General features: G+C 72.7%; 9 protein-coding genes. 4 read left to right on the forward strand and 5 right to left on the reverse strand.

Features of this window, described 5'->3' with window-relative positions; translation table 11 throughout:
* Positions 1 to 37 precede the first annotated feature (37 nt).
* Entirely contained in the window at positions 38 to 1,438 is a 1,401-nt protein-coding gene (locus tag AB0O01_RS35050) for a hypothetical protein (RefSeq protein ID WP_365319961.1), read from the forward strand.
* Positions 1,439 to 1,507: 69 nt separating this feature from the next.
* Here the strand turns inward: AB0O01_RS35050 and AB0O01_RS35055 are convergent, their stop codons facing one another.
* Complete coding sequence (locus tag AB0O01_RS35055; RefSeq protein WP_365319963.1) at positions 1,508 to 2,707, reverse strand: PP2C family protein-serine/threonine phosphatase; 1,200 nt, start codon at positions 2,705 to 2,707, stop codon at positions 1,508 to 1,510.
* Positions 2,708 to 2,996: 289 nt separating this feature from the next.
* Between AB0O01_RS35055 and AB0O01_RS35060 the strand changes: the two genes are divergently transcribed.
* Entirely contained in the window at positions 2,997 to 4,646 is a 1,650-nt protein-coding gene (locus AB0O01_RS35060; protein ID WP_365319965.1) for an alpha/beta hydrolase, read from the forward strand.
* Between the two features lie 142 nt (positions 4,647 to 4,788).
* Here AB0O01_RS35060 and AB0O01_RS35065 read toward each other — a convergent pair whose 3' ends face one another.
* A complete protein-coding gene (locus AB0O01_RS35065) occupies positions 4,789 to 5,925 on the reverse strand; it encodes a PQQ-dependent sugar dehydrogenase (RefSeq protein WP_365319967.1) in 1,137 nt (378 codons plus the stop codon).
* A gap of 534 nt (positions 5,926 to 6,459) precedes the next feature.
* Here AB0O01_RS35065 and AB0O01_RS35070 point away from each other — a divergent pair.
* Positions 6,460 to 8,778 carry a glycosyl hydrolase family 18 protein gene (locus AB0O01_RS35070; protein ID WP_365320031.1) on the forward strand — a complete coding sequence of 773 codons (2,319 nt, stop codon included), beginning with the start codon at positions 6,460 to 6,462 and terminating at the stop codon, positions 8,776 to 8,778.
* Positions 8,779 to 8,856: 78 nt separating this feature from the next.
* Here the strand turns inward: AB0O01_RS35070 and AB0O01_RS35075 are convergent, their stop codons facing one another.
* Both AB0O01_RS35075 and AB0O01_RS35080 read right to left on the reverse strand, forming a co-directional pair.
* Complete coding sequence (locus AB0O01_RS35075; protein WP_365319968.1) at positions 8,857 to 9,174, reverse strand: hypothetical protein; 318 nt, start codon at positions 9,172 to 9,174, stop codon at positions 8,857 to 8,859.
* A gap of 79 nt (positions 9,175 to 9,253) precedes the next feature.
* Positions 9,254 to 13,102, reverse strand: coding sequence for a hypothetical protein (locus AB0O01_RS35080; protein WP_365319969.1), 3,849 nt, complete (start codon positions 13,100 to 13,102; stop codon positions 9,254 to 9,256).
* Positions 13,103 to 13,247: 145 nt separating this feature from the next.
* Here AB0O01_RS35080 and AB0O01_RS35085 point away from each other — a divergent pair, with 145 nt between their 5' ends.
* Entirely contained in the window at positions 13,248 to 13,715 is a 468-nt protein-coding gene (locus AB0O01_RS35085) for a ricin-type beta-trefoil lectin domain protein (protein ID WP_365319970.1), read from the forward strand.
* A gap of 237 nt (positions 13,716 to 13,952) precedes the next feature.
* On the opposite strand, the gene AB0O01_RS35090 is transcribed toward AB0O01_RS35085, so the two are convergent.
* Positions 13,953 to 14,393 (reverse strand): CU044_2847 family protein, encoded by a 441-nt coding sequence (locus tag AB0O01_RS35090; protein ID WP_365319972.1) that lies wholly within the window; start codon positions 14,391 to 14,393, stop codon positions 13,953 to 13,955.

Genomic DNA, 14,393 nt, shown 5'->3' on the forward strand with positions numbered 1-14,393 from the left:
CCCTCCCACCCCGGAGCCTGTGCCCGACCTTCATGACATGTGGGCCGACGCCCATGTCGACTATGCCTGCCCGACCGGCCCGGACACGGAGCGCCTCAGCGGACCACTCGCCGAGCAGACGGCCGCCTGGCACGCCCGGATGACCGAGGCCGCTCCCAACGGGCCCCTGCTGCTCCGCAATGGCATGTTCGACGCGCTGCGGAATGCCGGCACACATCACCTGCTCCATGTCACCCCGTCCATGGACCGCATCAGGCATACGGGCGAATTGCGCCCTTCCGGCGGATGTCTGGTGGGCAGCGTCTACTGCGCCCCGCTGGCTCCCACGGCAAGCGGTCTGCGTATGCACAACCTCGCCGAGTTCATCCTCACCAGGGAGGTTCCAACCACCCTGGCGCTCTCCCGGCGCCCCGGACGGACCGCCACCCCACTGGTACTGGAGGTCGATCAGGCACGCCACGGCTTTCGTGGTCTCAGCGGTATCGACTACCTGCGGCTGGGCCCCATTCATCTCCGCAATCACTTGAACCGCGAGCATCTGATGTGGCCCCGGGAACGAGCCCAACTGCACGAGGAAGTGCTGGGCCGGGTCAAGAACTCGGTCGAATTCCTGCGATTGGCAGCGGCGCTCGCCACCGGCCCGGAACCGGCGGAGCACGCCGCCTTCCCACGGCTACTGGCCGAGACCCTTCCGCAGCTTCCCGTACTGGGATACGTCTACTTCGAGGCGCTGTCCGAGTACCTCATGCTGTATTCCAGGTCCGCTCGGACCCGGCGGCTCGCGGAACACGGAGAATTCAACAACTGGCTCTCCAAGCAGCTTCTCTTCGAAGGATTCCCCGGCACGACCGGGCGATTCGACCTGACCCGGTTCCGCCCCGACTTCGCCCGCCTGGACGGCTTCCTCACTCGCATCGATCCGACGGTCGAACCGGCTCACGCCCGCGCTCACCTCACCGCACGCATCAGCTACCTCACGGTTGCCCGCCTCCTCGGTCCGGAGATCCTGCCCGGGATGTGGCATCGCGTTCGTTGGAATCTCCCCCATGCGGCCAGGTTCTTCGGGCCTCTGCTGGGACATCTCATCCACCGCGAGCTTCGCCGTTTCGACCGGTACCCGGACTTCCATCGCTTCTACGACGGGAACCAGGCTTTCCAGGTGTGGAACTACTGGAACCAGCTCGGCATCGCGCTGCCCTTCAACGGCACGTTCCCCAAAGGAGAGATCGGAATCAACCCTGCCTACCCCGAATTGAGCTACCGCGTGTGGAGGGCGGAGTTGGGGGACGATCGCCTTCTGCACCTGACCGAGCGACTCCCCCTGCGTCTCACCCCACATCTGGTGGGCCCCCAGCACACGCTCCTGCGTTCCAGCAGTGTGTCGGCCAAGAGTCGCCGTCTGCCGAAGCGTCGCCCGCTCGTCGACAGCGGCATCTGATGCACCTCGACGGGTAGGGCCGGACCGACGGGTCCACCACCTCGTTCCCCAGCAGAACAGAGCGACGGATCATTCCCCCCACCCATCCCCCACCCCAGGCACCAGCACCAGCATCGTCACATCGTCCCCCACCTCCCCGCACCGCTCCACCAGATCCGCCCACACCCCCGCCATGAGCGCCCCCGGCTCCACCTCACCCGCCCCTCCCGCCCTGGCGGCACCGGCCGCCCCACCCTCTCCGTCCTCCCCGGCCGCCGCCCCCACCTCCGCCGCGATCAGCGGCAACCGCTCCCGCAGCGGGTAGTACGCGCCCGTGTCGTCCCTGGCCTCCCACACCCCGTCGGAGGCCAGGAACAGGTGGTCGCCGGGTTCCAGGGCGAGGGTGATCTCCTTCGGGGGGTCGCCGCCCAGGGGGCCGATGCCCAGCGGGATGCCGGCCGGGACGCCGATCTCGCGGACCTGCCCGTCGCGGAGCAGCAGGGGCGGCGGGTGGCCGCGGGCCACGATCCGGACCGAGCGGGCGTCCGGCGCGAACTCCAGCAGCGCGGCCGTGGCGAACAGTTCCGTCGTCCCGGCCTCCCGGCCGGGCGGCGCGTCCGTGGTCAGTCTGCGGTCCATGCGGGACGCCACCCCCGCCAGGTCCCGCTGGTCGAGCACCGCCTCCCGGAACGCCCCCAGCAGGGACACCACCGTCGGGACCGTGCCCAGCCCGTGCCCCTGGACGTCCGCCATCACCGCCCGCACCCCGTAGGGGCCGTCCCGGACGTCGAAGAAGTCACCGCCGACCAGGGTGCCGCGCTGCGCCGCCCGGTACAGGCCGAAGCAGCCGATCCGGCCCACCCGCTCCGGCAGCGGCGGCACGACGGCCCGCTGCACCGCCTCCCCGACCGCCCGTTCCGTGACGAGCTGGGCGTCCCGGTGACTGCGCACATAGGACACGAACACGCTCAGTAGCACGACGAAGACCAGGGCGAGGAGGTCGGTGTTGCCGGGCTGGTTGAGATGCGTCCTCGGCACATTCAGCACGGTCACCACCAGCCCGCCCATCACGGCCGTGGCCAGCGGACCGTAGGACAGCACGGTGAGCGGGGGGATGGCGCCCAGCAGGAAGCCGATGTCGAGGGCGTTGCGGCTGATCAGGGTCGCCGCCGTCACCCCCACGAACAGGGCGATGGGCAGCACCCTCACCCAGCGTGGCGGCTCCGCTCCCCGCAGCCAGTCACGCTCGTCCCGGTTCCGGCGCACCAGCAGACCGCGGACCGTACGCACACACCCACGCTACGCCCGGCCCGGCGCCCCCGCTCCGCGCCCCCGTTCCGCCCTCCCGCCCGGCGGGCGTCCGCTCCCCACCCCCCGGAACCGGCCACCGGTACTTCGGCCACCCCGCCCCCGTCCCCTACAACTCGGGTACTACACGCGGCCGTTGCCTCGTCCCCAGGGGGGACACGACGCACATCCCGACGCAGGATCCGCCGCCCCGCCCGGTCCTGGAAGATCCTCCCTGTCCGAACAGCAGCACCGCACCTCCTCCCAGTCCCCCAACGGAAGGACCGATATCGTGCGCAGACGACGTCTCGCGCCCCTGCTGGCGGTGAGTGTCACGGCGACACTGGCCCCCGTGCTCGCCACCTCGACGGCCTCCGCCGCCGCCACCGCCCCCACCGCGTCAGGCACGTCCGCCGTGTCCGCCGTGTCCGCGGCGAGCGGGCTGGAGCGGTATGTGCGGCAGACCCCGCAGTGGACGCGCTGCCGGCCCGACAGCCCGGCGGAGTTCGAGTGCGCCACGATCGAGGTGCCGCTGGACTACCGCAAGCCCGGCGGGGCCCGGCTCGACCTGGCGATATCGCGGATCAGGAGCACCTCGCCCGAGAAGCGGGAGGGGGTGCTGCTGTCCAACCCCGGCGGTCCGGGCGGTGAGGGGCTCACCCTGCCCCTCTACCTCCAGGAACTCCTTCCCGGGTCCGTCCAGCAGGAGTACGACCTCATCGGGTTCGATCCGCGCGGAGTGGGCCAGAGCAGCCCGGTCACCTGCGGTCTGACACCGGAGGAGGAGGACTGGCTGCGGCCGTACAAGGAGGAGACGTACGCCAAGGACGTGGCCTGGGCGCGCGAGGTCGCGGACAAGTGCCGGGAGAACGCGGGCGACACCCTCCCGCACATCACCACCCGCAACACGGCCCGGGACATGGACCTGATCCGGGCGATTCTCGGTGAGAAGAAGGTGTCCTACCTGGGGTACTCGTACGGCACCTATCTCGGTGCCGTCTACGCCCAGCTCTTCCCCGCCCGCGCCGACCGGTTCGTCCTGGACAGCGGGGTCGACCCGGCGCGCGCCTGGCGCGGGATGATCCAGTGGTGGGCGGAGGGCGCGGAACCGGCCTTCGACCGCTGGACCGAGTGGGCCGCGGAGCGCGACGGGCAGTACGACCTCGGCGACACCCCGAAGGAGGTCGAGCGCACCTTCTGGGACCTGGTCGAGCAGGCCGAGGAGGAGCCCATCGACCTGGGCGGCGAGCCCATCACCGCGGACCAGATCCGGCTGGGGATGCGCGGGCTGGTCTTCACGCCCGCCACCGCCACCGAGGCGTTCGCGGAGCTGAAGCGGGCCGCGGAGGGCCTGCCCGTCCCGGGCGGCGCCCTCACCCCGTTCACCGACCCGGCGTCCGCCGCCGCCACCGGCGCCGACACCCTGCCCGACCTGGTCGAGGTCCCCGCCGACAATATGACCGCCGTCTTCTGGGCCGTGGTCTGCGGCGACAACTCGGCCGCCTGGTCCCGCGACCCCGGGACCTACCGCGAGGACGCCCTCGCCGACCGGGAGCGCTACCCGCTCTTCGGCGACTTCACGTCCAGCATCAAGCCCTGCGCCTTCTGGGACGACTCCGCGGAACCGGTGACCCAGGTGCGCAACCGGGTCGGTTCCCTCGTCGTGCAGAACGAGTGGGACTCCCAGACCCCGCTGCCCAGCGGGCAGGCCCTGCACGCCCGGCTGAAGGGCTCGAAGATGGTCACCGTCCTCGGCGGCGAGGGCCACGGCGTCTACCCGAGCGGCAACGCCTGCACGGACGGCACGGTCGAGCGCTATCTCCTCACCGGCAGGCTCCCGAAGAAGGACGTGGCCTGCGAGGCGGCTCCGCCGTCGGGTGCGGATGCCCGGCGCGGCCAGCAGCGGCCGGACGTCCTGCCCGGGGCTCCGGACCGGTTCTGAGCCGATCCGGGGACAGGGGTGGGGGCGGGACCCGGACGCCGGGTGCCGCCCCCGTACGGAGCCCGGACGCCGGGTACCGCCCCCGTACGGAACCCGGACCGGGTACCCCCGTGCGGAGCCCGGACGCCGGGTCCCCCGGCGCCTACGCCGGGTCGATCCGGAACACGCTCCCGCCGATGGCGAGCACATACAGCTCCCCGTTCCCGGCCTGCGCGAACGAGATCACCTCGCCGCCGTTGACGCCGAGGTCGGTCGTCCCGGTGACCTCGCCGTCCCGTATCCGGAGGGAGCGGACGGTGCCGTCGCAGTAGTCGCTGTAGACGTACTGGCCCCTCAGCGCCGGGATCGCCTTGCCGCGGTAGACGAAGCCGCCGGTCACCGAGCAGCCCCAGTTGGTCCGGTCGTACTCGTGGACCGGCGGTACGTGGTTGGCGGGTTCGGTGCCGCCGCGGAAGGGGTGGGTGCCCTCCATCTGGCCCCAGCCGTAGTTCTGGCCGCCGTCGCTGTCGGCGGGGGCCCAGTCGATCTCCTCCCAGTCGTTCTGGCCGACGTCACCGAGCCACAGATCGCCCTTGCCCGCGTCGAAGGAGAACCGCCACGGGTTGCGCAGCCCGTACGCCCAGATCTCGTCCCGGGCGTTCGGGACGTCCACGAACGGGTTGTCCGACGGGATCGCGTACGGCTTGCCGCCCCTCGGGTCGATCCGCAGGAGCTTGCCGAGCAGGGTGTCGAGGTTCTGGCCGTTGCCGTGCGGGTCGCCGCCGGAACCGCCGTCGCCGAGCGCGATGTAGAGATAGCCGTCGGGGCCGATCTTGATGTCGCCGCCGTTGTGGTTGGCGTAGGGCTGGGTCTGGGTGATGACCGTGCGCCGGGTCTGGGGCTGGATCCGGCCGTTGCGTACGGCGAACTCGTCGACGGTGCTGGTGCCTTCGAGGTCGGTGTACGAGATGTAGAAGAAGGCGAACCGCTGGTCGAACGCGATGCCCAGCAGACCGCGTTCGCCGTCGGTGGTGGTCTCGGCGGAGATGTCGAGAACGGGGCTGCCGAGGCCCTGGTCGCCCAGGATCCTGACCTTGCCCGCGCGTTCGGCGATCCAGAGCTTTCCGCCGGGTCCGGCGGCTCCGGCGATCGGGTTGGTGGCGGTGGCCACGGTGGTGAGGGCGATCTTCGGTGCCGTTCGTGGGGCGGCGCGCTCGTCGGCCGATGCCGTGGTCAGGGCGAGGGAGGCGACGAGGCCGATGGTGCCGATGATCGCCGTGCTTCTGGTGCGAACCTTCACCGGGATCCTCCTGGAGACGGTGGTGGGGGGGGACAGCGTGCTCCTGGCTGCGGATGAGGATACGGGGACGGAAGCGCTTGGTATAGACCAGCGACGGGCGGCGTCCGGCGCGGGCGGCGCCGATCAGGGGAGACACAGGAACTTCCAAGAGACCGTAAAATCGCGGCAATTGGTCTAGCCCTTTCCGGGCGGGCCCGCCAGGGACGGAAGCGCGGCGTGGCGAAAAGTGTGCGCGATTGGTCCAGTCCAATCCCGTCCGGCGCTCATTGACGCAACTGCGCCGAGGGACGACAACGGCAACGTACGGACCCATCCGCCATTCTCCGCACGGCATCGCTCGACGTACTCCGCACGGCACCGCATCACCGCACCGCATCACCGCACGGCACCACCGCCCGGCACACGTGCCCGCTCCCGGTCGAGGCGCCCCGGACAGGTGCGCGTCTCACGGCCGTCCCCACCCCAAGGAGAGCCGTGTTCAGCAGAGCCATCAGCAGATCCATCAACAGAGCCAGAGCCAGAACCGGTACCGGCATCAGATCCAGGGCCCGAGCCCGCTCGACCAGGTTCCCGGTACCCCCGCCCCGGCGCCGTCTCGTCGCCGTCCTCACCGCGCTCGCGCTCGCCCTCGGCGGGCTGATCGGGCTCGCCACGCCCTCCCAGGCGGCCGGGCCGCTCACTGCCTCGTTCACCAGCGCCGACAACGGGCCCTGGTGGCGCGGTGTCTTCCCGATCAGGAACAACAGCGCCGCCCCGGTGACCGGCTGGACCCTGGAGTTCGACCTCCCGCCCGGCGTCACCATCAGCCAGCACTACAACGGCACGGCGACCGTGAGCGGCTCGCACGTCACCGTCACCAACGCCCACTACAACGGCACCGTCGCGGCGAACGGCACCACCGAGCCGCACAGTTACTGGTTCGTAGCGACCGGCCCGATCATCGCGCCCACCGGCTGCCTCATCAACGGCGACAAGTGCGACGGCAGCCCGGCCGCGCCGCCCTCCGCGCCGACCGCGGTGACCGTGACCGGCACCACCGCCCGCACGGCCAGCCTGCGCTGGAACGCCTCCACCCGGGGCGACTTCCCGGTGGCGGGCTACGAGGTGCTGCGCGGTGACGCCGTCGTGGCGGCGACCGCGACCACCACCGCCACCGTCTCCGGGCTGACCCCGGCCACCGCCTACAGCTTCACCGTCCGCGCCAAGGACACCCGCGGCAACCTCGGCGCCCCGAGCGCCCCCGTCTCGGCCACCACCGTCGACCCGGCGACCGACCCCACACCCCCGACCGCCCCGGGGAACCTGCGCTCCACCGCCGTCACCTCCAGCACCGTCGCCCTGGCCTGGAACGCGTCGACGGACAATGTCGGCGTCGCCGCCTACGACGTCTACCGGGGGACCGCGCTGGTCGCCACCGTCCCCGTCGGCACCCTCACCACCACGGTCACCGGCCTCTCCCCCGCCACCGCCTACAGCTTCACCGTCAGGGCCCGGGACACCGCCGACAACCCGTCCGCCGCCAGCAACACCCTGAACATCACCACCCAGGAGGCCGTCGGCAACGGCCGTCACGCGACGGTCGGTTACTTCGTGCAGTGGGGCATCTACGGCCGCCAGTACTTCGTCAAGAACCTGGACACCTCCGGAGCCGCCGCCAAGCTGGATGTCATCAACTACGCCTTCGGCAATATCGACCCGGTCAATCTGACCTGCCTCAACGGGGTCGTGAAGGGCGTCTCCGGCAACCCCCAGGACCCCAACGAAGGGGACGGCGCGGGCGACGCCGAGGCGGACTACGGGCGGGCCTTCTCCGCCGCCCAGTCGGTGGACGGCGTCGCCGACGACGGCTGGGGCAAGCTGCGCGGCAACTTCAACCAGTTGAAGAAGCTCAAGGCGAAGTATCCGCATCTGAAGATCGTGATCTCGCTCGGCGGCTGGACGTTCTCCAAGTACTTCTCCGATGTCGCCGCGACCGACGCGTCCCGCAAGAAGTTCGTGAAGTCCTGCATCGACCTGTACATCAAGGGTGACCTGCCCGCCTACAACGGGGCCGGAGGCCCGGGCGTCGGCGCCGGGATCTTCGACGGCATCGACCTGGACTGGGAGTGGCCCGGCTCCCCCGACGGGCACCCCGGCAACCACTGGAGCACCGCCGACAAGGCCAACAACACCGCCCTGATCGCCGAGTTCCGCGACCAGCTCGACGCGCTCGGCGGCGACCACAAGCTGCTCACCGCCTTCACCCCGGCCGACCCCAAGAAGATCGAGGCGGGCTGGGACACCTCGAAGATCTTCCAGGACCTGGACTTCGCCAACGTCCAGGGCTACGACTTCCACGGCGCGGGCAGCGACAACTCCTGGGAGCCGAACCGCACCGGCCACCAGGCCAACCTCTACACCGACGCCCAGTCCCCCTACCCGACCGACTTCAGCATCGACAGCGCGGTGAAGGCGTACACCGACGCGGGTGTCAGCCCCCGCAAGCTCACCATCGGCTTCCCCTTCTACGGCCGCGGCTGGCAGGGGGTCGCCGCGGGCGGGGTGAACGGGGAGTGGCAGACCGCCAACGGGGCCGCCCCCGGCCAGTTCCCGGAGGAGGCCGGTACCCGCGGCTACCAGAACCTCATCACCGCCTACCCGAACATGACCGTCGTCCACGACGCCCAGTCCATCTCCACCTACGGCTACACCGGGAACAACGGCACCTGGTGGTCGTTCGACGACACCTGGTCGATCGCGAGAAAGACCGAGTACATCAAGTCCAAGGGGCTGTTGGGAGGGATGGTGTGGGAGATGTCCGGTGACACTCCCGCCGGCCTGCTGATGAATTCGCTCTACACCGGGCTCCAGTAGCTCGGGGGGAGGAGGAAAGCGGGTGTCGCGGGCGTCGTTCCGGCGGTCGCGGCACCCGTCCCTCCGCGAGCCGACCCCCTACCGGACCGATGTCACCGATGTCACCAGGTCGTTCGCCGCGATCAGACCGAGCCCCGGGACGGCCTCGCGCAGGGCCTTCACCGCCCGCACCTGGTCCCGCTCCGCATCGAGGCCGGAGTCCTGGACGAAGCGGCGGACCCAGTCCCGGGTCCGCTGTTCGTCGGAATGGGTCAGATGCCGGTCGACGATCCGCGCGGCGGCCTCCAGCCCGGGGCGCCGGGTCTCGTCGGCGGTCGCCAGAGCCTCGGTGATCTCCGCCTTCACGGCGTCCAGGTCGTGCAGGACGAGAAATGGTGGGGCATTCCTGGCGGCCATCGTCTTCCCTCTCGGTCTCTCGATCATTCGGTTTCCAGGTCAGCGTACGTGAGGTGACCAGGCACTTTGCGGGGCGGGGTCAGGAGGGTGGGCAGGGCTGGTCGTAGGCGACTCCCGGGAAGTGGCGAGCCCATTGGGCACGGGTGATCCGGGGGTGGGCGTCGGCGCAGACGCGGGTGATCACCCGGTCCGGGTCGGTGTCCCAGAGCCGGACCGTGAAGTCGTTGCCCCCGGTGGCCAGGGTGTCGCCGCGCGGGCCGAACGCGACGGCCGGTACCGGCCCGGAGTGGCCGACGAGGAGGACGGGCGCGGTCTCGCTGCCGGTGTCCCACAGCGGGACCCTGCCGTCGGCCGCCCCGCCCGCGAGCCGCCCGCCGTCCGGGGCGAAGGCCAGCGCGTAGAGCCAGGAGCCGGAGGCCCGCAGCCGGGGCACCGCCGCCGCCTCCACCGGCTCCACCGGGCGGGCGCCCCGCCCGGCCACCGGCAGCCAGACCGACCGGTCCGGGCGGTGGACGGCGGCCAGGGTCCGGCCGTCGGGGGCGAAGACCGCGCCGCTCAGCGGGGCGGAGCGGACCGGGGACGGGAGTTCCCTCGGGGCGCGCGGGTCGGCGATGTCCCAGAAGCGCGGTGAGCCGGACTCCCCCGTGCTGGTGACCAGCGTCCGGCCGTCGCGTCCGAAGGACGCCGTGGTGACATCCGGGGCGCCCTCGGTGATCCCGCTGAGCCGCCGGGGGCGGCGGGGGTCGCCCAGGTCCCACAGCGCGGTCCCGGCCATCGCCCACACCGCCAGCGTCCGCCCGTCCGGAGCGAGGGCCGCCCCCGCGACCTCACCGGCCCGGGGCTCGATGCGCGACAGTTGCCGGGGCGCGCGGGGATCGGTCACGTCCCAGACGCGGACGCTGCCGTCCTCGGAGGCGCTGACGAGGGTCCGCCCGCCGGGGCCGAACGCCACGGACCGCACGAACCGGGTGTGCCCGCGCAGCAGCGCCAGCGGCCACAGCGCCCGGCGCCCGGTCACCCGCCACAGCCGTACGGTGCCGTCCCAGCTCGCGCTCGCCAGCAGCCGCCCGCCGGGGGCGAACGCCAGGGACGTGACGACGTCGTCATGGGTCCCCATCGACAGGTCCCCCAGGTCGAGGACCCGGTCGGAGTCGGCGAGGGTACGGCCGTCCGGGCTGAACGCGGCCTGGTAGGCGCCGCCGGGGATCACGCCGACCCGCTGCGGGCGGGCCGGGTCCGCGATGTCCCAGAGCAGGGTGGAGCCGCCGATGGAGACGAGGGTCCGGCCGTCGGGGTGGAACGCCACGGACCAGACGATGGTGGCGTGGCCGAGGAGTTCGGTGGAGCGGGTGGAGGAGGGGGAGGAGGGGGAGGAGGGGGACAAGGCGGGTGAGAGGCGGCCGTCGGCGGCGCGGGCGTGCCAGAGGCGGGCGGTGTGGTCCCAGCTTCCCGTCGCCATCGTCCGGCCGTCGGGGGCGAACGCCACCGAGGTCACGGTGTCGGTGTGGCCGCGCAGGATGTCGAGCGGGCGGGGGCGCCCGGCGCCGGTGACCTCCCACAGCCGGGCGACCCTGTCCCCGGTGGTGGCCAGCCTGTGGCCGTCGGGGCTGAACGCCATCGAGGTGACCGGGCCGGAGTGGGCGGTGAACGTGGCGGTCGGGCGCCCGGGTCGCCGGGGGTTGTGTACGTTCCACAGGCGGGTCGCGCCGTCGGTGTGGCCGGTGGCGAGGAGGTCGCCACCGGGGTGGAACGCCACCCAGGTCGGTGCGGCGGGCTGTGCCGGGAGGGTGCTCAGCGCGGCCGGTGCCCGGGGGTCCGTGACGTCCCAGAGCCGTACCGCGCGGTCGCTCGCCGCCGCCAGTACCCGGCCGTCCGGCCCGAACGCCACCGACAGCGGTCGCCGGGGCAGCCTCAGGACCGTGAGGGGGGTGGGGCGGTGGGGGTTGCCGAGGTCCCACAGCCGGACCGTGCCGTCCCAGCTCGCGGTGGCCAGGACCCGGCCCCCGGGGGCGAAGGAGACCGAGACCACGTCGGAGGTGTGCCCGGGGAGCCGGGCCACGTACGGCGTCGCGAAGGTGCTCATGAGCTGGTCGCGGACATCGTCGGTGGGCGCCAGCCGGTAGGCGGCGAGGTTCAGTTGCGCGGCGAGCGCGGGATCGCGGTGCCGCAGTTCGGCGGCGTCGGCGGCGGCCTTGCGGGCGAGGGCGACATTGCGCTGCCGGACGGCCGTGTCGCGCGCGCCGACGGCCAGCACCCCGGCGGTGACCGCGGTGACCATCAGCACGGTGAGCAGGGTGGCCAGTTGCCGCAGCCGGACCGTGCGCCGCCGGGCCGCCGCCGTCTCCCCGGCCTGGGCGGCACCGCTCGCGTCGAGGAAGCGGCGCTCCCGGGCGGTCAGCCCGCCGGGGCCGGCGGCGGAGAGGTCCAGGGCGGCGGCGAGGCGCGCGCCGCGCCACAGGGCGTGCGGGTCACGGCCGTGCGCCTCCCAGTCGGCGGTCGCGTCCGTGAGCCGCCGGTGCAGGACCAGTCGGTCGCGGTCCTCGGTCAGCCAGCCGCGCAGCCTCGGCCAGCAGCGGATGACCGCCTCGTGGGTGATCTCGGCACCGCTCGCGTCCAGCGTCACCAGCCGCCGCCGGGCCAGGGCTTCGAGGACGTGCGCGGTGTCGGGGCCCGGGTCCAGTTCGTCCCGGGGGATCCGGCGCCGGGTGTCCTCGGTGCCGTCGCCGAGCGCGGTCAGCCGCAGGAACAGCGCCCTGGCGAGGCGCTGCCGCTCGGGGGACAGGGCCTGGTAGGCGGTCTCGGCGGTCCGCGCCAGCGCGTGCTGGATGCCTCCGGCCGCGAGATAGCCGTCCAGGGTGAGGCGGTTGCCGCTGCGGCGGCGCCAGGTCTCCACCAGCGCGTGCGAGACCAGCGGCAGCGCGCCCGGCCGGCCGGTCGCGTCGGCGACCACGGCGGCCAGCAGCGGGCCGGTCACCGTGCAGCCCGCGAGCCGGGCCGGTCCGGTGACCGCCGCGCGCAGTTCCTGGCCGGTCATCGGGCCGACGGCGAGTTGCGCGTCCCGCATCGCCTCGACCAGGCGGGGGTGCTGGACGCAGTGGGCGTAGAAGTCGGCGCGCACCCCGAGCACCACCCGGGTGCGACTGGTCGGCGCGGTGGCGGCGGTGATCAGCAGGGCGAGGAAGGTGTCCCGCTCGTCCCGGTCGCGGCAGAGGGTGAAGACCTCCTCGAACTGGTCGGCCACGATCAGGGCGTCGCCGGCCTCCGGCGCCCGGTCGGCCAGGGTCTGCCGGATGCGCAGGTGGAGTGCCGCGGGGTCGGCGCGCAGCTCGGTCAGCAGTTCGCCGGGCGGCGCCCCGGTCAGCGCGGCCAGCCGTACCGCGCACTCCTCCACGGGCCGCGGGCCCGGCGTGAACAGCAGCACCGGCCACCCGGCCGACCGCGCCCGCGCGACGAGCCCCGCCCGTAGCAGCGACGACTTGCCCGAGCCGGACGGCCCGAACACCGTCAGGAACCGGTGCGCCCGCATCGTCGCGAACGCCTCGTCCGTGAGCCGCTCCCGTCCGAAGAAGCGGTCGGCGTCCTCCGGCTGGAACGCGGCCAGCCCGGCGTAGGGGGCGCCGAGCCCCTCGGTGCCGGTGTGTCCGGGACCGGGCGGGCCCGCGGCGAGTTCGGCGGCGACCGTGTGCCAGCGGGACTCCCAGGCACGGCGGTCGCCCTGGCACACCTCGACATAGGCGAGGGTGACGGCGAGGCTGGGCAGGGTCCGCCCGCCCGCCGCGTCCGACAGGGTCGTGGACGAGTAGTGCGCCTTCTGCGCCATCGTCCGGTACGGGGGGCGTCCCGCCGACTCGCGCAGGGCGCGCAGGTCGGCCGCGAAACGGGTCAGCGGGCCGGTGCCGGGGTCAAGCGGCCGTTCGGCGCGGGGCATGCGGGGCCTCCTCCGGAGCGCCGGTGCCGAACGCGGGGCGGTTGTCCGGCTGTTGATGTCCAGTGGCGGCGGCCCGGCGCCGGACAACGCCCGGCCGGTAGCCATGGTCCAGCGCACTCGCGCACCGACCTTGCGGAGGGACACCATGAAGGCCACGAAACGACTGATGCCGCTGCTGGTGGCGATCGGCATCGCGGTCGGCACCACCCTGACGGGAACGCCGGCCCAGGCCGCGGCACCGCTGCTCAAGTCCAACCTGAACGGCAGGTGCGCCGACATCTTCGCCTTCCACCAGGAGAACGGCTCCTCGGTCGTCACCTGGGACTGCCACGGCAACACCAACCAGCAGTGGTTCTGGGACGGCGAGCAGATCCGGTCCTCGATGAACGGGAAGTGCCTGGAGATCTACGCAGCCGCGCAGGGGGACCTGGGCTCGGTGTCCACCTGGGACTGCAACGGCGGCTCCCACCAGAGGTGGTTCCGCAACGGCGGCGAGATCCGCAGCCGTCTCAACGGCAAGTGCCTGGACATCCTGGCCGGACGGCCGGAGAACGGGCAGCTCCTGGTGAGCTGGAGCTGCAACGGGGCCGCCAGCCAGAGCTGGAGCTTCTGAGCGGTGGTCCGGCCCGGCACGGGACACGCCGGGCCGGACCACACATGCGTGAGCCACTCCACACCTCCACGGGGGCACCCGGACAGCGGGCCTGTCCGGCGGACGGGCACGAGACTCGCGCACCGGGCGTGCGCCGGGGCCCGATCGGGCCCCGGTCACCCGTACGGGGGTGTGGCGCGGGGCGAGGGGGTCAGGGTGCCAGGGGGAGGCCGGGGGACCGGAGGGGGCGGGGTCGGCTCAGGCCGCCGCGTCCCCTCCGGCGGCGGGGTCGGTACCGGGGCCTGTGCCCGTGCCCGTGTCCTGGTCGACGGGGGTGTCGTCGTTGCGCCAGACCAGGGTGATCGACAGATCGGCGGAGGCGTCCCCCGACACCAGCAGGCTCGTGAGCTGTCCGGACTTCGCGGACACGTGCAGGCCGAACTGCACGGTCATCTCACTCGGCCGCGCCGCGCGGATCGCGCCCACGACGCTCTCCGAGATCCCCGTCAGCACGGCGGCGACCTGCGCGAAATCGATGGGTGAGGCCGGTGAGGTGCGGGCGACATCCGTCGCGCCGCCGGGGGCGCCGCCGAGATCGTCACCGGGTGCGCCGCCGGAGCCGTCGGCGGAACGCACCTCCAGGATCGCGCCGTTCGGCAGGGACACCTGGGCGGCGGGGACGGACTGCTGGGTCGTCAT

Origin of the sequence: Streptomyces sp. NPDC093252 (assembly GCF_040683675.1) — a bacterium.
GTDB lineage: Bacteria > Actinomycetota > Actinomycetes > Streptomycetales > Streptomycetaceae > Streptomyces.

Bases quoted from the DNA above. Each gene is read 5' to 3' on its own strand.
- AB0O01_RS35050 (WP_365319961.1), top strand. From the start codon at position 38: ATGTGGGCCGACGCCCATGTCGACTATGCCTGCCCGACCGGCCCGGAC.
- AB0O01_RS35075 (WP_365319968.1), bottom strand. From the start codon at position 9,174: ATGGCCGCCAGGAATGCCCCACCATTTCTCGTCCTGCACGACCTGGAC.
- AB0O01_RS35080 (WP_365319969.1), bottom strand. From the start codon at position 13,102: ATGCCCCGCGCCGAACGGCCGCTTGACCCCGGCACCGGCCCGCTGACC.
- AB0O01_RS35085 (WP_365319970.1), top strand. From the start codon at position 13,248: ATGAAGGCCACGAAACGACTGATGCCGCTGCTGGTGGCGATCGGCATC.
- AB0O01_RS35090 (WP_365319972.1), bottom strand. From the start codon at position 14,393: ATGACGACCCAGCAGTCCGTCCCCGCCGCCCAGGTGTCCCTGCCGAAC.